Here is an 18,099-nt window from a genome sequence, read left to right as displayed (position 1 = left end):
CATGGTAATTCTTCGGAAAATCCCTGATGGCTGCGACCCGAGAGACGCTGCGTAGCTGGTTTTATCGCCCTGTTTTTTTGGCGATGATCGCGGCTGTCCTCAGCGCCAGTCTGCTGATCGCCGGCGGTATGTTCGCGGCGATGCGCCAGATGGAAATGCGCGAGAGCCAGGAAATGAACGCCCAGGGCGAGCGTTTCCTCGCGCGCCTCGAACAATTGTTCGGCCAGTTGCGCGAAAGCCTCGACGACCTGGAAGCCCAGCCCTTGCGCGGCTGCGACGAGGAAATGATTGCGACGTTGCAGCAAGTCACCTTCAACTACCGCTTCGTCTATGAAGCCGCCTACATGGACGCGTCGCGGTTCTGCTCCAACCGTCCGCGCCAGGAAGGTCTGTCCCTGGTGCGTGCGCCGGACATTCAGGGCCCGACCTACAGCTATTGGCTGAACACCACCACCGAACCCGATGAAAACCGCGCGGCACTGATGCTCGGCCGCGGCAACTTTCGGGTCGCCACCTCGCGCGGACATTTGACCGACATGGTCGATCTGTCGCCCGGCAGCAGCCTGCTGGTAGTGCTCGATCACGGCAGCCGGGCGATCCCGGTGCTCGGTACCGCACAGACCTGGCCACCGACCGAACCCTGGCCACCGAAGAGCCTTGATGCGCTGCAAGTCACGCAAACGCGATTGATCTACCGCATGCCCACCAATAACCCGGAATATCAGTTGGTACTGATCACGCCGCGCACGGGCATGCACGTCCCGGCGGTGTGGTGGTGGCTGTTGCCGGTGTGCCTGATCGCCGGGGCTGTTGTCGGCTTTCTGACGTTGCTGCTGGTGCGTCAGCGCCAGTCACTGGATGCCGAGCTGCACGGGGCGATTCGTCGGGGTGAGTTGCAGGTGCTGTATCAGCCGATCTTCGATCTCGACAGCCGCAACTGCGTCGGCGCCGAAGCCCTGCTGCGCTGGCGGCGTCCCGACGGCACACTGACCAGTCCCGACCTGTTCATTCCGATGGCGGAGAACACCGGACAGATCCGGCAGATGACCGACTTCGTCTTGCAGCGTCTGCTCGAACAGCTGGGTCAGTTACTGCGCGCCAACCCGCAACTGTACATCTCGGTGAACCTCGCAGCCTGCGATGTCATGGTGCCGCGCATCGGCCAGGTCATGGCGCGCCTGCTGGCGTTGCACCGTGTCGCCGCGCGACAGATTGCCTTCGAAGTCACCGAACGCGGCCTGATCGATGTGGTGGTGGCGCGGGAGAACCTGCAAGCCTTGCGCGACGTTGGCCATCAGGTACTGATCGATGATTTCGGCACCGGCTATTGCAGCCTCGCCTATCTGCAGACCTTGCCGGTGGACTGTTTGAAAATCGACAAGGCGTTTATCGATGCGCTGGGCCATGACGCGGCGAGCAGCGGCGTCGCTCCGCACATCATCCACATGGCGCAGGCGCTGGATCTGAAAGTGATTGCCGAAGGCATCGAGCTGGAATCCCAGGCAGCGCTGCTCAGCAGTGAGGGGGTCAAGTTCGGTCAGGGCTGGCTGTTCGCCCACGCACTGAGCGCCGTGCAGTTCATCGAACTGATCACCCGTGGACGACGCCTGGCCGGACGGCGTATGGATGATGAAGCCTAAACCGCCAGCGCCATGTAGAACTGGGTGCCCTGCCCCGGCCGCGAATAAACGCCCATGCGCCCGCCGTGCAGCTGGACGATTTCCTTGCACAGCGCCAGGCCAAGGCCGGCGCCGCCCTTCTTGCGCCCGACCTGCACGAACGGCTCGAAAATCCGCCCCTGCTGGCCATAGGCAATGCCTTCGCCATTGTCTTCGACGCTGATGATGACCCGCTCGCCATGGCGGCGCGCCTGCAGACGGATCTGCCCGTCGCGGGCGGTGTGGCGCAAAGCGTTGTCGATCAGATTGTCGAGGACTCGATCGAGTTGTGCCTGATCAGCCTGCAACCTAGGCAGCGGGCCTTGAATCTCGACGTTCAGCGCAACACCTTTGGCCGCAGCCACGTCGGCAAAGCGCAGTTGCGCCTGCTCCAGCAGGTCCTCGATGGAACATGGCGCCAGGGTGAGTTTCTGCAGACCGTTCTGGTAGCGCGAGAAATTCAGCAAGTCGTTGATCAACTGCATCAGACGCTGCATTTCTTCGTTGACGGTATCCAGCAGGTCAGCTTCACGCGACTCCGCCGGGAATTTCGCCCGCTCGCGAAACAGCCCAAAGGCCATGTGCATGCCCGTCACCGGCGTGCGCAGTTCATGGGAAGCGCGCAAGACAAACTCGCTACGAACCCGCTCAAACGCCCGTTGCTCGGTAACGTCGTGCAGGACCATGACCGCACCGAGAATATGCCCCTGGGTATGGCTGACCGGCGTCAGGCTATAAGTCAGCAGGCGCGATTCGCCATCGACTTCGATGCTCAGATCTTCCGGAGCCCGCTCCAGCGTGCCGCCGCGCAGCACCAGTTGCAGTTGTGCATCCAGCTCCGGGCGGCCGAGTGCGGTGCCCAGGCCTTGGCCGAGTCGATCGTCTTCCCAGCCCAATTGGCGCTGAGCCACCGGGTTGAGGTGTTCGAGCTGGCCTTGGCGATCAATCATCAACAAACCGTCGTCGATACTGTCGAGCACCGCTTGCAAACGCTGCTGACCGGCCAACAGTTCGTCGACATTCATCGCCTGGTGTTCACGCAACGCCTCGGCCATCAAGCCGAAGCGGCGCGACAGCAGATTGACTTCCATCGCCGTGGAAATCGGCAGGGTCACGTCATAATTGCCCTGGCCGATGTTGTCGGCGGCCTTGGCCAGCGCTTCGATCGGCGCGCCGAAGCGTCGGGCAATGCCCTGGGCGGTGACGAAGCCGATGATCAGCACCGCCAGCCCGACCAGGCCAAGCAGCCCGGCAATCAGCAAGGCACGCTCGCGAGCGGCGTGTTGCACCTCATTGATACTGTCCAGCGCGTGTTTGTGCTCAGCGATCAAACCGTTACGGAGGATATTGAAGCGCTCGCGGAAATCCGCGCTGGTGCTGGCGTTCTTCGCCGCTTCGGCGGTCACGTCGAATGAAGCGAGGAAGTTCAGGTAGTCGGCCTTGGCCTGGCGGAAACCGTAAGGCTGGTCATCGCCCTCCGGCTGCTGGGCGATGCCTTGGTCGAGCAACTCGAAGTAGTGTTGCTTGGACGCTTCGAACGCAACGGGATCAGGCTTTTCGGCGAGCATGATGATCAATTGATCACCGAGGGTCTGGCGCAGCTTGAGCCCCAGATCCAAGGTGACGAAGTTGCTGCGCACCAGCGCTTCCTGCGACCCGGCCATCTGCATCACGCTGACCAGCCCGAGCAAGAGCCCGAGCAAGGCCACAGTGATCAACGCAGAAATGCTCAGGAACAGGCGCGTGCGCAGCTTGATCGCCAGTTTCATCGCGCAGTGCTCACAGGTTGTACTGCTTGCGTTTGCGATACAGGGTCGAGGCATCGATGCCGAGGGTTTTCGCCGCTTGGTCCAGGGTGCCGGCGGTGGCCAGAACCGCGCCGATGTGCGCTTTCTCCAGCTCGTCGAGGCTCAGCGCCGCGCCGACCCGTGGCGCATTGTTAGCCGGTTGTTCGGCCATGCCCAGGTGGCTGATTTCCACGCGTTCCTGCGGGCAGATGATGCTGGCCCGCTCGACCACGTTGCGCAGCTCGCGAATGTTGCCCGGCCAGCGATAACCGAGCAGCGCCTCCCGCGCTTCATCGCTGAAGCCGCGCGCTGGGCGTGCGTACTCTTTGACGAAACGTGCAAGGAAACGATCGGCGAGGGTCAGGATGTCTTCGGCGCGCTCGCGCAGGGGCGGCAGATGCAGGGTAATGACGTTGAGGCGATAGAGCAGATCTTCGCGGAAGCGGCCGTCGCGGACCATGTCTTCGAGGTTGAGGTTGGTCGCGGCGAGAATGCGCACATCGGCGCGGCGAGTGACCGGATCGCCGACCCGCTCGTATTCCTTGTCCTGAATGAAGCGCAGCAACTTTGGCTGCAACGTCAGGGGAAAGTCGCCGATCTCGTCGAGAAACAGCGTACCGCCGTCCGCCTGGTTGACCCGACCCAAAGTACTCTCGCTGGCGCCGGTGAACGCGCCACGGCTATGGCCGAACAGCTCGCTTTCCATCAGCTCGGCAGTCAGCGACGGGCAGTTGATGGTCACGCAGGACTTCTTCTCGCGCTTGCTCCATCCGTGGATCGCACGGGCCAGCTCACCTTTACCCGTGCCGGACTCGCCAAGGATAAGAATGTTGGCGTCGGTGCTTGCGACCTGACGGGCCGTCTCCAGCACGACTTTCATCGCCGGGCTGTGGGAATCAAGGCCGTCTTTCGGTTTGCGGATCTCGCCTTCCAGCGCTTCAAGGCGCGCGGAGAGCTGGCGCACTTCCAGTTGCTTGGCGGTGGCCAGACGCAGTTGATCAGGGCTGCACGGCTTGACCAGGTAATCGGCGGCGCCGGCCTGAATTGCGTCAACGGCGGTGTCGACCGCCGAATGGGCGGTGACAATGACCACGCGCATCCACGGCGCCTGAATGCGCATCTGCGCAAGGACATCGAGACCGTTGTCCTCGCCCAGACGCAAATCGAGGAAGCACAGGTCGAAAACCTGGCGTTGCAGCAATGCCTCGGCCTGAGTTGCACTGTTGGCCGTGGCTACCGTATAGCCCTCGTCTTCGAGGCAATAACGAAACGTACGCAGGATGGCGGATTCATCATCCACCAGCAGAATGCGGCCTTGTTGCTCAGTGGCAGATTCCATTTTTCCTACGCTCCATAGTGATTAGTCTTGGGTTAGTCCCGGAAAAATCGGGCAAGTTGCATGGTTGATTGTGAACGATACCAGCCATAGGAGGGTAGCTCTCTACTGCCATAACGGCCAATTCATTGATTTCGTTAAGTTTTAAGACATTCTGCATTTTGCAGGGCAGATCCTGCGTCCTCTTCTGACATCTGCGTACCGGTAGCAATTCCATATCATCGAAATTTCCCACGAAATAATCGTGCATTGCGCACGACTGCAGAAGAGCCATCGTGCAGGATGCGTCGCAGGAAATTTCTCATCCGCATATAAGTCATTGTTTTTATTGATTTTTCTGTACATCAAAAAACTGGCATGCAGGCTGCAATACCTCACTCAGCCCGGGCAGAACAGCACTGCCCCAACCGAACAAGCGTGAGGAACACAGGATGACTCGCCCAACCGCCGCCCAAGTACGTATTTCGCCACTGCAGATCCAGCAAGGTCTGTTCGGTGTACTGGCGTTGTTGATCACCCTGATCGTCTGCCAGCAATACATGAGCTGGGAAAACAGCCGTAAACCCGAGCCACTGATTTCGATGCAGCACAGCACGCAGAAGCACTTCAGTGCCGTGAGCAGCAGCCAGGCCGAAAACGCTTCGATGCACATGATTGATGTCGACCAGGCACAGCCGCTGGACCAACTGCCACGGGAAGAGCGCTGGGTCTTCTAAGTCGTTGAATACATTCGGACGCCTGAGCGTCGGAAACCGGAAACCCCCCTAAATAGAGAAGTAAGGAGAATCACCATGTTGAGCTGGGCAATTACATTCTTGATCATTGCCATCATCGCCGCCGTTCTGGGCTTCGGTGGTATCGCGGGCACCGCCACGGGTATCGCCAAGATTCTCTTTGTCGTGTTCCTGGTGATGTTCATCGCTTCCTTCTTCTTTGGCCGTCGCGGCCGAGGTTAACGATGATCGGTCTCAAGACATTGGCCGCCGCCCTGCTTCTGGGCGGCAGTGCCATGGCCATGGCGGCCAATGACGGCCAGACCCGGGTCAACGAACTGCTCGCCTCCGACGAGCAGTACCGTGAAACCTGGGAAGGCGTGATCAAAAAGGAAGAGCGCGTACCGGAATGGGTGATCAACCTGTCCGGCACCTCCGAACAACAGATGCATGCCGTTACGGAAGATGGCGACCAGTATCTGGTCGGCCCGCTCTGCGAGAATCAGGACAAGTGCCTGAATCACCGTTTGATCGTCGCCTTCAGCTTCGACAAGGATGACGCCTACGCCATGCTGGTCGATGTGCCGGAAGGTCTGCCGCAGGACAAGTCGCCTACGCGCCACGCGACTTATCGCTTCTTCGGCAAGCCTGATCAGGGCATGCAGGATCTGCTGATGGAAACCCTGAAGAAAGATCCGAAGTGGTACTGATGCAGGACGCACAAGGTTTTCGAACACGAAAGCAGCGCCCCGCTGCTTTCCATTGCGCCGCCCGATGAGGGTCGGTGCATGACCAGGGGGCCGGGACGTTCTGACTGATACAGGGTCGGAGTGACCTACGGGTACAGGGAGTACCTGCGCAAGGGCCGGGTCAGGGTAAAAGCTGCGCCGCAGGTTCGTCGACCCGATGGTCTGACGAATCTGCGCTGGGCTTTGAATGTGCTAAAGCATTGATCCAGTACGCCAATCCCCTTCTATTGATCGTCGACACTGCGCAAGAAAACATTTCGCGGTGTTTCCTCGCGACCGTATATCGACAAAGATCGCGCTCGTTCGGAGTGGCCTCTAGTCTTGCGAATCAGACTTTTTCAGGAAATTTCCGCCGATTTTGCCTGTACAAAATTTAAGCGGCCTACGCTGTAATGGCCGGTTCACGGCACTTATGTCGGCACAAATGTCACAATCGAACCGCTTGGGACGCCAGTTTCAATTGAAAAAGCTCATGCCGATTCGGCATAGGGTAGGCGTTTACGGCATTAGACGGCGCCACCTTGCATCGGAATAGTTGCGCCTTTTTTCGCCTGCCGAAGAGCCGTAAACACGCGCTTCGGGGCACCTTATACGGAGGCAGATGCACAGACTTTTCCGCTGATGAGCGTTCCAGTTCCTGCATGTGCCTGAGTCAAACGCAAGTAAGGGTAAAGATAATGAAGAAGGCAAAAATCAGCCTCGCCTGGCAGATCCTCATCGGTCTGGTTCTGGGGATTGCACTGGGTGCGTTGCTCAACCACTTCAGCGCCGAAAAGGCCTGGTGGATCAGCAACGTCCTGCAACCGGCAGGCGATATCTTTATCCGTCTGATCAAAATGATCGTGATCCCGATCGTCATTTCTTCGCTGATCGTCGGCATCGCTGGCGTCGGCGACGCCAAGAAGCTCGGGCGTATCGGCCTGAAGACCATCATCTATTTCGAGATCGTCACCACCATCGCCATCGTTGTCGGTCTGGTGCTGGCCAACGTGTTCCATCCGGGCACCGGCATCGACATGAGCACCCTGGGCACGGTCGACATTTCGAAGTACCAGGCGACTGCCGCCGAAGTGCAGCATGAACATGCGTTCATCGAGACCATCCTCAACCTGATTCCGTCGAACATCTTCGCGGCCATGGCCCGTGGTGAAATGTTGCCGATCATCTTCTTCTCCGTATTGTTCGGTCTGGGCCTGTCGAGCCTGCAGTCGGACCTGCGCGAGCCGCTGGTGAAGATGTTCCAGGGCGTCTCGGAAAGCATGTTCAAAGTCACCCACATGATCATGAACTACGCCCCGATCGGCGTATTCGCACTGATCGCGGTGACCGTGGCCAACTTCGGCTTCGCCTCGCTGCTGCCGCTGGCGAAACTGGTGATTCTGGTTTACGTCGCCATCGCCTTCTTTGCCTTCGTGGTGCTGGGCCTGATCGCCAAGCTGTTCGGCTTTTCGGTGCTCAAGCTGATGCGCATCTTCAAGGATGAGCTGGTGCTGGCCTACTCCACCGCCTCCTCGGAGACCGTACTGCCACGTGTCATCGAGAAGATGGAAGCCTACGGCGCGCCGAAAGCCATCTGCAGCTTCGTGGTGCCGACCGGTTACTCGTTCAACCTCGATGGCTCGACCCTGTACCAGTCGATCGCGGCGATCTTCATTGCCCAGCTGTACGGCATCGACCTGTCGATCAGCCAGCAACTGCTGCTGGTGTTGACGCTGATGGTCACCTCCAAAGGCATTGCCGGCGTACCGGGTGTGTCCTTCGTAGTGCTGCTGGCGACACTGGGCAGCGTCGGCATTCCGCTGGAAGGTCTGGCGTTCATCGCCGGTGTCGACCGCATCATGGACATGGCGCGTACTGCACTGAACGTCATCGGTAATGCTCTGGCCGTGCTGGTTATCGCGCGCTGGGAAGGCATGTACGACGATGCCAAGGGCGAGCGCTACTGGAACTCCCTGCCGCACTGGCGCAGCAAGGAAAAACTGCCGGCTGGCGAAATCTCCAAGAACTGATTGCTGAACCCTGTGGAGATTGGCTTTTCTGTGGGAGCGAGCCTGCTCGCGAAGGCGGAGGGTCATTAAGCATCGAAGTGACTGGCAGGACGCTTTCGCGAGCAGGCTCGCTCCCACAGGGGATGTGAGCCAAGCCACAAATGAGGCACACACAAACCCCGGAGCAATCCGGGGTTTGTCGTTTCTGGCGACCCCGCTATCATTCGCCGCATTCTTCGGGGGATTTGACTGATGCTTAATGGCCTGTGGCTTGGCTTCTTCATCGTGGCAGCCGTGTCGGCGCTGGCGCAGTGGCTGATCGGCGGCAACGCCGGGATCTTCGCGGCGATGGTGGAAAGCATTTTCGCCATGGCCAAGCTGTCGGTCGAAGTCATGGTGCTGCTGTTCGGCACCCTCACCCTGTGGCTGGGCTTTCTGCGCATCGCCGAGAAAGCCGGGATCGTCGAGTGGCTGGCCAAGGTCCTCGGCCCGCTGTTTCTACGGCTGATGCCGGAAGTCCCGGCCGGCCACCCTGCCCTTGGCCTGATCACGCTGAACTTTGCCGCCAACGGTCTGGGCCTGGACAACGCCGCCACACCCATCGGCCTGAAAGCCATGAAAGCGCTGCAGGAGCTCAACCCCAGCGCCACCATCGCCAGCAACGCGCAGATCCTCTTTCTGGTGCTCAACGCCTCGTCGCTGACCCTGCTGCCCGTGACCATTTTCATGTACCGCGCTCAGCAAGGCGCGCCGGATCCGACGCTGGTGTTCCTGCCGATTCTGCTGGCGACCAGTTGCTCGACCATCGTCGGTTTCCTTTCCGTAGCTTTCATGCAGCGCCTGCGCATCTGGGACCCGGTAGTGCTCGCCTATCTGCTGCCCGGCGCGCTGATCCTTGGCGGTTTCATGGCCCTGCTTGGTACGCTTTCTGCAACGGCACTGGCGGGATTGTCGTCGATCCTCGGCAATCTCACGCTGTTCGGCTTGATCATGCTGTTTTTGCTGATCGGCGCGCTGCGCAAGGTCAAGGTGTATGAAGCGTTCGTCGAAGGCGCAAAAGAAGGCTTCGATGTGGCGAAAAACCTGCTGCCGTATCTGGTGGCGATGCTCTGTGCAGTCGGGGTGTTGCGCGCGTCTGGTGCGCTGGATTTCGGCCTGGACGGCATTCGCCATCTGGTCGAGTGGGCCGGTTGGGACACGCGCTTCGTTGACGCGCTACCGACGGCGATGGTCAAACCGTTCTCCGGCAGCGCCGCGCGGGCGATGCTGATCGAGACCATGCAGACTTCCGGCGTCGACAGCTTCCCGGCGCTTGTTGCAGCGACGGTGCAGGGCAGTACCGAGACCACGTTCTATGTGCTGGCGGTGTATTTCGGCGCGGTGGGCATTCAGCGCGCACGGCACGCGGTGGGGTGTGCGTTGCTGGCTGAGTTTGCCGGAGTGGTCGGCGCCATCGGGGTCTGCTACTGGTTCTTCGGCTGAGCAAAATTCCCATGTGGGAGCGAGCCTGCTCGCGAAGACGGAGTGTCAGTCAACGCTTAAGTGACTGATACACCGCTTTCGCGAGCAGGCTCGCTCCCACAGGAGTTGTGGTGTGTCAGCGGGGTTGCGGGGCAAGTTTCTGGCCTTGCTCGACGGCCCAGGCCACAACCTTGGCCGTAAGGCGATCACTGGCCTGGCCAAACCCGGCGACCACCGCCGGCACCTGCACATCGTTCAACGGCTGGCGCTCTTCGAAGCGACGGCTGGCGAGGATGCGCTGGTCATAGCCACGCACCAGCAACGCATCGACCCGCACCACAACGCCGGCCTGGGTGCCCTGATATTCGGTCTGAAACGCCTGCAAACTGCCGCCCAGTTCCAGATCCGCCTGGAAGTTGCTGTCGTCAGTGCTGAGCAACGTCACTCTGCCGTCACGCTGGAATCCATCGAGCAGGCGATTGCGCAGCAGCACCGGCGCCGGATCGCTCCAGCGCGAGCCTTTGTAGCTGCTGATCACATCGCCCTGCGGAATCACAGCAATGCTCGGCCGGTTCAGCGCCTCGCTGGCCTGCAATTTATTCAAGCGCAGCGACCACGACTGCGTCGCCGCCGGGTTGGCCGAGGCGGGCGCCGGTGCGGCGGGCAGGCGGTAGACATCCGACGGTTCCGACTCGGGCAAGATCGAGCACGCGCCAATCAGGATCAGGCCGGCGCCGAGGAGGGCGATTCGAGTCAACTTCATGGGGTGAATTCCTTGTTCTTGTCGCTGCCCAGCAGGTAGCCGCTGGGGTTGGCCTCAAGGCGTTGGGAGATGGCGCGCAGCGAGGTCAGCGTCTCGCGCAGTTCGCGAATCGCCGGGGCCAGACCGTTGAGGCCCTGCATGCCGTTATCCAGCGAGTTCTGGTTTTTGCTGAGCAAGCCGTTGATGGTCACGCTGCTTTGTTCCAGCGACTTCATCGCCTGCTCGGCGCTGCCCAAGGCCTGTTTGCCCTGATCGTTAAGCAGACCGTTGGCGTTGCGCATCAGCAGCGAGGTCTGTTCGAGCATGCTGCCGGCCTGTTTACCAACGGTCGCCAGTTGCTGCATCGCTTGTTTGATATCACCGCGCTGGTCGTTGATGGTGCCGGTGGTCTGTTCCAGATGGGCGAGGGTCTTGCTCACGCGGTCGACGTTTTCAGCGGAGAACATGTGGTTGGCGTTTTGCAGCAGGGCGCTGATGCCGGTCATCAAGTCGCTGCTGTCGTTGAGCAGACGTGAGATAGGCGAGGGCGAAGCGATCAGCGTCGGCAACTGGCCGTCATGCCCGCGCAATTTAGGGCTCTCTGGCGTACCGCCGCTGAGCTGGATGATCGAGGTGCCAGTGATGCCGGTCAGTGCCAGTTTGGCCTGGGTGTCTTCCTTGACCGGCGTGTCGCCCGCCAGACGAATCCGCGCCAGTACCCTGCGCGGGTCCTGCGGGTCGAGGCGCAGGCTGACCACATCGCCGACCTTGATCCCGCTGTACTGCACCGAACTGCCCTTGGACAGGCCGCTGACTGCCTCATTGAACACCACTTCGTAGTCCTTGAACTCGGTGTCGACGCTGGACTTGGCCAGAAACAGGCCGAAGAGCAGGGCGCCGGCCACGACGATCACCGTGAACAGGCCGATCAACACATGATGGGCTCGGGTTTCCATATCAGACCTCGTTGAGCAGTTTGGCGGCGTCCAGCGCCGAGCGGCCGCGCGGGCCGTGGAAGTATTCGTGAATCCACGCGTCGTCGGTTTCCGAGACGTCGTCGATAGGGCCGGCGACGAGTACTTTCTTCTGCGCCAGCACCGCCACGCGATCGGTGATGGTGTACAGCGTGTCGAGGTCGTGGGTGACCAGAAACACACTCAGACCCAACGCATCACGCAGGGTCAGGATCAATTGATCGAACTGCGCCGCGCCAATCGGATCAAGGCCGGCGGTGGGTTCGTCGAGAAACAGAATGTCCGGATCCAGCGCCAGGGCCCGCGCCAGCGCCGCACGCTTGATCATGCCGCCGGACAGCGACGCCGGGTACTTGTCCGCCGCCGACAGCGGCAGCCCGGCCAGTGCCAGTTTCACCGCCGCCAGGTGCTCGGCGTCGTGACGGCTGAGGCCGGCGTGTTCGATCAGGGGCAGGGCGACGTTCTCGGTCACGGTCAGCGAGGAAAACAGTGCGCCTTTCTGAAACAACACACCGAAGCGCCTTTCGATCAGCGAGCGTTCATGCTCGGCCAGGTTCGGCAGGTTCTGGCCGAAGACTTTGACCATGCCTTCGCTGGGCCGATTCAACCCGACGATGCTGCGCAGCAGCACCGATTTGCCGGTACCGGAGCCGCCGACCACGGCGAGGATTTCGCCTTTGTAGACGTCCAGATCAAGGTTCTCGTGCACGCTCTGCGGGCCGAAGCGATTGCACAGGCCACGGACTTCGATCACCGCCTCCGAGGGCGCGCGGGGTAGACGACTCACCAGCCCATCTCCATGAAAAACAGCGCAGCCACCGCATCGAGCACGATCACCACGAAAATCGACTGGACCACGCTGGAGGTGGTGTGCGCGCCGACCGATTCGGCGCTGCCGCTGACCTTGAAGCCTTCCAGACAACCAATCGCCGCGATCAGGAAGGCGAAGATCGGCGCCTTCACCAGGCCGACCAGAAAATGCTGAATGCCGATGTCCGATTGCAGCAGCGAGAGGAACATCGCCGGCGAGATGTCCAGCGACACTGCGCAGACCACGCCGCCGCCGACGATCCCCGAAAGCATCGCCAGAAACGTCAGCATCGGCAGCGCCACCAGCAGCGCCAGCACGCGCGGCACCACCAGCAATTCGATCGGGTCGAGACCGAGAGTACGGATCGCGTCGATTTCTTCGTTGGCCTTCATCGAGCCGATCTGTGCGGTAAAAGCACTGGCGGTGCGCCCGGCCATCAGGATCGCCGTGAGCAGCACGCCGAATTCGCGCAGGAACGAGAAGCCGACCAGGTCCACGGTAAAAATCGTCGCGCCGAAACTGGCCAGCACTGTGGCGCCGAGAAACGCCACCACCGCGCCGACCAGGAACGTCAGCAGGGCCACGATCGGCGCGGCGTCGAGGCCGGTCTGCTCGATGTGCGCGATCATCGGCGTGATGCGCCAGCGCTTGGGCCGCAACAGACCACGGGCAATGACTTCGAGGATCAGGCCGACGAAGCCGAGCAGCTGCAGCGTGTCAGTCCAGACCTTGTCCACCGCGCGGCCAATGCGCGTCAGCAGTTGCACACTGACGCTGACTTCCGGCTCCTTGATCGGCACGCAGAAATCGCTCAGCGAGCAATACACGGTTTGCAGCAAGGCGCGGTCGGCAGTTGAAAGGGTGCAATCGGGGTGTTCGGCGGTTTTGCCCAAGCGCTCGGAACCGAGCAGTTCCACCAGCAACGAGGCGCCCGCGGTGTCGAGGGCGCCGAGGCCGTTCAGATCGATGGAAGTATTGGCATCGTACTGGCCGCGGAGCTTTTCGTTCAGGTGCTTGAGCGCCGTGTAGTGGGCGAGCGTCCAGTCGCCGCTGACCCGCAGGCGGGCAGGGCTGAGCGCGGTGTCCAGGTAGGCACTGCCGGGGGTTGGGCTGCTGGTCATAAGCTCCGTGCTTGTACGGCCGTTACGAGATCCTACGTAATAGCACGAACCGGATCAGTTTTCTTTGGCCGGTGTGCTGTCGGTAATTGCGAAACGCAGCACGCCGATCAACTGACCGTCCTCGGTCAACACCCGCACCTGCCACTTGCCCGCCGGGTTGCCGGGGAAATTCTGTTTGTGCGTCCACGCCCGGTAGCCTTCCTTACGCCCGCCATGGATATCGAGGGCGATGCGGTCGACCTCTTTGCCGTTGAAGGTCCAGACGTGATAAATCCGCTCGTCGAGACCGCGCGGCGCGTTGATCGCAGTGTAGGCGTAGAGCCCGCCGCTGCGGATCTGCTCGGCGCTGACGGTATCGAGGCTGGCGCCGGGCGTGCGGTCCTGCAGCTGCGTGCTGATCGCCACGTCGGTCATCCACAGCGTTGCCGGCGGCACCCACGAACGCAGCGCCCAACCGACGCCGCCGATGCCGACTGTGATGAACAGAATCGCCAGGGCATTGCGCACCGTGCGGATCGGGAAGATCGACGCCAGGCTCGGGAACGACAGCAGCACGGCAATCCCCAGCGCCCATTTGAAACTCTGCGCAGTGGTCAGGTGCATGATCACCGGCAACGCAGTGAGCAGGGCGGCAAACAGGGTCAGGGTGTGCAGCGCGAGAAACGCCCAGCGCCGTGGCGCCAGCCATTTGTAATACAGCGGATCGACGATGGAGATCAGGGCGGCAATGCCGAGCAGCCCGGTGAATATCAACTGGCCGCTGTTCCAGGTCGTGGTGATGAAGAAGAACGGCAGAACGAAGAACAGGCTTTCCTGATGGATCATCTGCGTCGCGTAGCGCAGCAGCGGCTGGGGAATCTCGCGCTTGAAGATCCGCGTGAACAGTCCGGTCAGGGTGTTTTCCAGCATCAGCCAGATCCAGCTGAGCAGCATGATCACCGTGATCCAGCTCGCCAGTCCCTGCTGGCGATCGACAAGGATGAAACTGCCGACCCCGGAAATGAAACCACCCGCCGCAATGACTCCGGGGTAGCGCTTCATCAGCTCGAGAAGGCGCTGGACCAGGAGGGTTAATTTCGACATGTGGGCGATTCACTGCAGGCTAAGGAAATACCCCGACAGAGTAGCGTCCGTCGGGCGTTGTGGCGAGGTGGTGCGCGGAGCAATTTTCCCTGTGGGAGCGAGCCTGCTCGCGAAGGCGTAGTAACAGCCGCCATCACCGTTGAGGAAGCCACCGCATTCGCGAGCAGGCTCGCTCCCACAGTGTTGTGTGTCAGGGCTGCGGCGAATGTTTGCGGTGGCGATGCAGGCGCCAGCCGATCACGATCAGCAGCAATACGCCGACACCACCGGCGACCAGCCACAACACCTGATCATCACTGATCAACGGCTTCTCGATCCGGATATACCCCGGCTGCAACAGCAGCTCGCGCATGGCCTTGTTCGCCGCTTCCAGCGTCACCCCTTGCAGCTCGCGCGCGGGATTGGCAAAGCGGCCATCCTGATAATCGGCCAGCGCACTCCAGTAATAGTCCGCCAGTGCGCTGTTGCCTTGTACGGCCCAGGCTTGATGGGCGATCGCGGCTTGTTTGATGCGGGCGAAGGTACTCGGGTCGAGGCCGTTTTTCAGCAGGTCGGCCTTGAGGTCTTCCAGCACTTGAATGGCTTCTTCGACGTCATCGCGATCCAGATCAGCGTTGAGGCTCATGAAGCCGACACCGCCGAACACTTCACGCTCGGCCCACGGCCCATACGACAAACCATGGTTGAGGCGAATTTGCCGGTACAGCGCCCAGTCGAGGTAATCCTTGAGAATGTCGAACGTCTGATCGTACTGATCGTCGAGCACCGGTTCCGGCACCAGCCAGTGCAGCTTGGCGCTGTCGCCAATGAAGCCACGGGTGAGGGTGCGCTCATGGGCGGCGCTGGTGCGGATGTCCGGCAGCGCCCGGTGTTCGCTCGGCTCGACCGGCTCCAGCTCGCCCCAGGTGCGCTCCAGATAGGCCGGCAGCAGTTTGTCGAGTTCGCCGACGACGATCAGGGTCATGTTGTTCGGCGCGTACCAGGCCTTGCGCACCTTCTCCAATTGCTCTTGGGTCAGATGGCCGACGTCGGCGCGCTGCGGGCATTTCAGACCCAACTCGACAGCCAGCTGATTGCTCGCAGTGTGGCCGAGGTCCTGCCGGTCGAGGAAACGTTGCAGCTTGGTGTAATGCCCGCCGTCCTCACGCTCGACCACCCGTTTCGCCGCGTTGATTGCGTTGTCGTCAATGCGTGTCTGAGTCAGCAGCGCCAGCAGCAGGTCGAGCACCTTGCGCTGGTTTTTCGCCGGGGCTTCGATGACAAACGTGGTGTCGGCGTTGCTGGTGAATGCATTCCAGTCACCGCCCAGCGCCTGCATACGCTCTTCCAAGCCGCCTTCGCCGGTAGCGTCGATACCGCTGAACAGCAGGTGTTCGAGCAAATGCGGCAGCTCTTTTTCGTCGCAATCGAAGTCATCGAGGCCAACGCCGACCACCAGCCGGATCGCCACATGGCCGCGTTCGGTGCCGGGCTTGAGCATCAGTTGCAAACCGTTGGGCAGCGCATAGCCTTCGACCTGAAACCGATCCAGGGCGAAGGCGGGCAGGGAACCGAGCAACAGACAGGCGAACAACAGGCAACGCATAACAGGCTTCCATACGGCTGATTTGGAGATCCGTGTCGTCAGTCAGGGCCCCATCGCTGGCAAGCCAGCTCCCACAAGGATCTGCGGCGCTCACAAAACCCTGTGGGAGCTGGCTTGCCAGCGATGCGGTCTCAAGGCTGAACCACTGTAACTGACTGACCCCAGCCCCAGACGTTCAAGGCGAATGCGTAATGTCGGCCATGTCATCCACCGCCAGCGCGCCGGTGTCCGCTGTTTCCAGCACCACATAGGCGCTACTGCAGAACAGCGAATTGAGCCGTTTCATATCGGCGATCAACTCCAGGTGCAGCGAACTGGTCTCCAGACTCTGCACGATCTTGCGTTGCAAACGGCTGACATGCGCGTGGGCCAGACGCCGTTCCTGCGCACGAAAGCGGCGTTTCTCCCGCAGCAGCCGCCGCGCGCTTTCGCGGTCGCCGCTGAGAAACACCGACAGGCCCAGGCGCAGGTTGGCAATCAGTTGCTGCTGCAGCCCGGCGAGGTCTTCCAGGCCTTCTTCGGAGAACGAGCGGCGCTGCGAAGTCTTCTGCTGCTGGATCTTGCGCAGCATGCGCTCGATCAGGTCGGCAGCGAGTTTCAGGTTGATCGCCAGTTCGATGATCTCGGCCCAGCGCCGACTGTCCTGCTCGCCGAGGTCCTCGCGGGGCATCTGCGCCAGATACAGCTTGATCGCGCTGTACAGCGCCTCGACGTCGTCGGTCAGGCGGCGCATCTCCTGAGTGATTGCGGTCTGCTTGCCGCGCAGCACATCCAGGGAGGCGTCGAGCATGTTGTCGAGCAGATCGCCCATGCGCAGGGTTTCCCGCGCGGCATTGGCCAGCGCCAGGCTCGGCGTGACCAGCGCGGTCGGGTCGAGATGGCGCGGTTTGGCGGTGCCGTTGACCTCCGGCCGCTCCGGCAGCAGCCACGCACAGAGCCGCGCCATCGGCCCGACGCTGGGCAGCAGGATCAGACAGCGCGCGGTGTTGTAGAGCAGGTGAAAGCCGATGACCATTTCCTGCGGGCTGAAGTCGAGGCTGTCGATCCAGTGCACCAGCGGGTCGAGCACCGGGATGATCAGCAGCAGGCCGATCAGTTTGTACAACAGACTGCCCAGCGCAACCTGACGGCCGGCGGCGTTCTGCATGCTGGTGCTCATGAACGCGAGAATGCCGCTGCCGATGTTGGCGCCGATCACCAGACCGATCGCCACCGGCAGGCTGATCACCGCAGCGCCGGCCAGCGTAGCGGTGAGCAGCACGGCGGCGAGGCTGGAGTAGGAAATCATTGCGAACAACGCGCCGACCAGAGCGTCGAGGAGGATGTCGCCGGTCAGCGAGGCAAAAATCACCTTCACCCCCTGCGCGTGAGTAATCGGTGCGGCGGCTTCGACGATCAATTGCAGGGCGAGAATGATCAGCCCCAGGCCGATCGACACCCGGCCCATCTGCCCGAGCCGCGTCTGTTTGCGCGACAGAAAGAAAATCACCCCGAGGAAAATCAGCAACGGCGACAGCCACGACAAATCAAACGTCAGCACCCGCGCCATCAACGCGGTGCCGACGTCGGCGCCAAGCATGGTCGCCAGCGCTGGCGTCAGCGCCATCAAACCCTGGCCGACAAACGAGGTAACCAGCATCGCCGTGGCGTTGCTGCTCTGGACCATGGCGGTGACGAGAATGCCGGCGATGAACGCCAACCATTTCTTCGACATGTTCTGGCCGATGACATGTCGCAGATTGGTGCCATAAACCCGCAGGATGCCGGTTCGGACGATGTGCGTGCCCCAGATCAGCAGGGCGACGGCGGACAGCAGATTGAGCAGGGTGAGCATGCAGACCCCCTGTAGTAGCAGCGCCCCAGAGGGGCAAGTGGACGGCACCGCGCGGTTTCTACGTTTTTGATACTTAAGCTGTAGTTGGCTAACGGTCTCGGCGCCAGCATTGCACAGCTAAAGCGTGGATTGAAACAAAAGTGTCATCAAAACAAATGCATCCACTCACCGAATCCGACACCTTTCCCCTCTGTTGCCCAAAACAACTGTGGGAGCGAGCCTGCTCGCGAAAGCGGTGAGCCAGCCAACATTGTTGT

General features: G+C 61.2%; 15 protein-coding genes. 6 read left to right on the top strand and 9 right to left on the bottom strand.

Features of this window, described 5'->3' with window-relative positions; all coding sequences use genetic code 11:
- The first annotated feature begins 26 nt into the window (after nt 1-26).
- Nucleotides 27-1,640, top strand: coding sequence for an EAL domain-containing protein (locus AB4N53_RS20210; protein ID WP_460122606.1), 1,614 nt, complete (start codon nt 27-29; stop codon nt 1,638-1,640).
- Here the strand turns inward: AB4N53_RS20210 and AB4N53_RS20205 are convergent.
- Both AB4N53_RS20205 and algB read right to left on the bottom strand, forming a co-directional pair.
- Complete coding sequence (locus AB4N53_RS20205; protein ID WP_460122604.1) at nt 1,637-3,427, bottom strand: ATP-binding protein; 1,791 nt, start codon at nt 3,425-3,427, stop codon at nt 1,637-1,639. The genes AB4N53_RS20210 and AB4N53_RS20205 overlap by 4 nt on opposite strands.
- A 10-nt stretch (nt 3,428-3,437) precedes the next feature.
- Complete coding sequence (gene algB / locus AB4N53_RS20200; protein ID WP_460122602.1) at nt 3,438-4,784, bottom strand: sigma-54-dependent response regulator transcription factor AlgB; 1,347 nt, start codon at nt 4,782-4,784, stop codon at nt 3,438-3,440.
- A 428-nt stretch (nt 4,785-5,212) separates the two neighbouring features.
- Between algB and AB4N53_RS20195 the strand changes: the two genes are divergently transcribed.
- The 5 genes from AB4N53_RS20195 (at nt 5,213) to AB4N53_RS20175 (ending at nt 9,713) form a co-directional block, all read left to right on the top strand.
- Nucleotides 5,213-5,497 carry a hypothetical protein gene (locus AB4N53_RS20195; protein ID WP_039757148.1) on the top strand — a complete coding sequence of 95 codons (285 nt, stop codon included), beginning with the start codon at nt 5,213-5,215 and terminating at the stop codon, nt 5,495-5,497.
- 75 nt (nt 5,498-5,572) lie between these two features.
- A complete protein-coding gene (locus tag AB4N53_RS20190; RefSeq protein ID WP_003177151.1) occupies nt 5,573-5,737 on the top strand; it encodes a DUF1328 domain-containing protein in 165 nt (54 codons plus the stop codon).
- A 2-nt stretch (nt 5,738-5,739) separates the two neighbouring features.
- A complete protein-coding gene (locus AB4N53_RS20185) occupies nt 5,740-6,204 on the top strand; it encodes an inhibitor of vertebrate lysozyme family protein (RefSeq protein ID WP_460122599.1) in 465 nt (154 codons plus the stop codon).
- 716 nt (nt 6,205-6,920) lie between these two features.
- Nucleotides 6,921-8,252, top strand: coding sequence for a glutamate/aspartate:proton symporter GltP (gene gltP, locus AB4N53_RS20180; RefSeq protein WP_039757150.1), 1,332 nt, complete (start codon nt 6,921-6,923; stop codon nt 8,250-8,252).
- A gap of 231 nt (nt 8,253-8,483) precedes the next feature.
- Nucleotides 8,484-9,713 (top strand): nucleoside recognition domain-containing protein, encoded by a 1,230-nt coding sequence (locus AB4N53_RS20175; protein ID WP_071173947.1) that lies wholly within the window; start codon nt 8,484-8,486, stop codon nt 9,711-9,713.
- A 115-nt stretch (nt 9,714-9,828) separates the two neighbouring features.
- On the opposite strand, the gene AB4N53_RS20170 is transcribed toward AB4N53_RS20175, so the two are convergent.
- The 7 genes from AB4N53_RS20170 to AB4N53_RS20140 all read right to left on the bottom strand — a co-directional run bounded on the left by AB4N53_RS20170 (nt 9,829) and on the right by AB4N53_RS20140 (nt 17,842).
- Nucleotides 9,829-10,455: an ABC-type transport auxiliary lipoprotein family protein gene (locus tag AB4N53_RS20170; protein ID WP_460122597.1), complete on the bottom strand. Its 627-nt coding sequence runs from the start codon at nt 10,453-10,455 to the stop codon at nt 9,829-9,831.
- Nucleotides 10,452-11,390 (bottom strand): MlaD family protein, encoded by a 939-nt coding sequence (locus AB4N53_RS20165; RefSeq protein WP_129998050.1) that lies wholly within the window; start codon nt 11,388-11,390, stop codon nt 10,452-10,454. Before AB4N53_RS20165 ends, AB4N53_RS20170 begins: the two co-directional genes overlap by 4 nt.
- A 1-nt stretch (nt 11,391) precedes the next feature.
- Nucleotides 11,392-12,195 (bottom strand): ABC transporter ATP-binding protein, encoded by an 804-nt coding sequence (locus tag AB4N53_RS20160; protein ID WP_460122594.1) that lies wholly within the window; start codon nt 12,193-12,195, stop codon nt 11,392-11,394.
- Nucleotides 12,192-13,340 carry an ABC transporter permease gene (locus AB4N53_RS20155; protein WP_460122592.1) on the bottom strand — a complete coding sequence of 383 codons (1,149 nt, stop codon included), beginning with the start codon at nt 13,338-13,340 and terminating at the stop codon, nt 12,192-12,194. Before AB4N53_RS20155 ends, AB4N53_RS20160 begins: the two co-directional genes overlap by 4 nt.
- Before the next feature lie 54 nt (nt 13,341-13,394).
- Nucleotides 13,395-14,423, bottom strand: a complete 1,029-nt coding sequence (locus tag AB4N53_RS20150) for a DUF5924 family protein (RefSeq protein ID WP_460122590.1) — start codon at nt 14,421-14,423, stop codon at nt 13,395-13,397.
- 190 nt (nt 14,424-14,613) lie between these two features.
- Entirely contained in the window at nt 14,614-16,008 is a 1,395-nt protein-coding gene (locus AB4N53_RS20145) for a M16 family metallopeptidase (RefSeq protein ID WP_460122588.1), read from the bottom strand.
- 175 nt (nt 16,009-16,183) lie between these two features.
- Nucleotides 16,184-17,842, bottom strand: coding sequence for a Na/Pi cotransporter family protein (locus tag AB4N53_RS20140; RefSeq protein WP_460122586.1), 1,659 nt, complete (start codon nt 17,840-17,842; stop codon nt 16,184-16,186).
- Nucleotides 17,843-18,099: the final 257 nt, after the last annotated feature.

The sequence above is a fragment of the Pseudomonas sp. H3_E04 genome, from assembly GCF_054668915.1.
The sequence above is the reverse complement of the archived record's forward strand: the minus strand, read 5'-3'. Positions and strand labels throughout refer to the sequence as shown.

Coding starts and splice junctions, on each gene's coding strand:
- AB4N53_RS20175 (WP_071173947.1), top strand. CDS start 8,484: ATGCTTAATGGCCTGTGGCTTGGCTTCTTCATCGTGGCAGCCGTGTCG.
- AB4N53_RS20165 (WP_129998050.1), bottom strand. CDS start 11,390: ATGGAAACCCGAGCCCATCATGTGTTGATCGGCCTGTTCACGGTGATC.
- AB4N53_RS20170 (WP_460122597.1), bottom strand. CDS start 10,455: ATGAAGTTGACTCGAATCGCCCTCCTCGGCGCCGGCCTGATCCTGATT.
- AB4N53_RS20185 (WP_460122599.1), top strand. CDS start 5,740: ATGATCGGTCTCAAGACATTGGCCGCCGCCCTGCTTCTGGGCGGCAGT.
- AB4N53_RS20190 (WP_003177151.1), top strand. CDS start 5,573: ATGTTGAGCTGGGCAATTACATTCTTGATCATTGCCATCATCGCCGCC.
- AB4N53_RS20195 (WP_039757148.1), top strand. CDS start 5,213: ATGACTCGCCCAACCGCCGCCCAAGTACGTATTTCGCCACTGCAGATC.
- algB (WP_460122602.1), bottom strand. CDS start 4,784: ATGGAATCTGCCACTGAGCAACAAGGCCGCATTCTGCTGGTGGATGAT.
- AB4N53_RS20150 (WP_460122590.1), bottom strand. CDS start 14,423: ATGTCGAAATTAACCCTCCTGGTCCAGCGCCTTCTCGAGCTGATGAAG.
- AB4N53_RS20145 (WP_460122588.1), bottom strand. CDS start 16,008: ATGCGTTGCCTGTTGTTCGCCTGTCTGTTGCTCGGTTCCCTGCCCGCC.
- AB4N53_RS20205 (WP_460122604.1), bottom strand. CDS start 3,427: ATGAAACTGGCGATCAAGCTGCGCACGCGCCTGTTCCTGAGCATTTCT.
- AB4N53_RS20140 (WP_460122586.1), bottom strand. CDS start 17,842: ATGCTCACCCTGCTCAATCTGCTGTCCGCCGTCGCCCTGCTGATCTGG.
- gltP (WP_039757150.1), top strand. CDS start 6,921: ATGAAGAAGGCAAAAATCAGCCTCGCCTGGCAGATCCTCATCGGTCTG.
- AB4N53_RS20210 (WP_460122606.1), top strand. CDS start 27: ATGGCTGCGACCCGAGAGACGCTGCGTAGCTGGTTTTATCGCCCTGTT.
- AB4N53_RS20155 (WP_460122592.1), bottom strand. CDS start 13,340: ATGACCAGCAGCCCAACCCCCGGCAGTGCCTACCTGGACACCGCGCTC.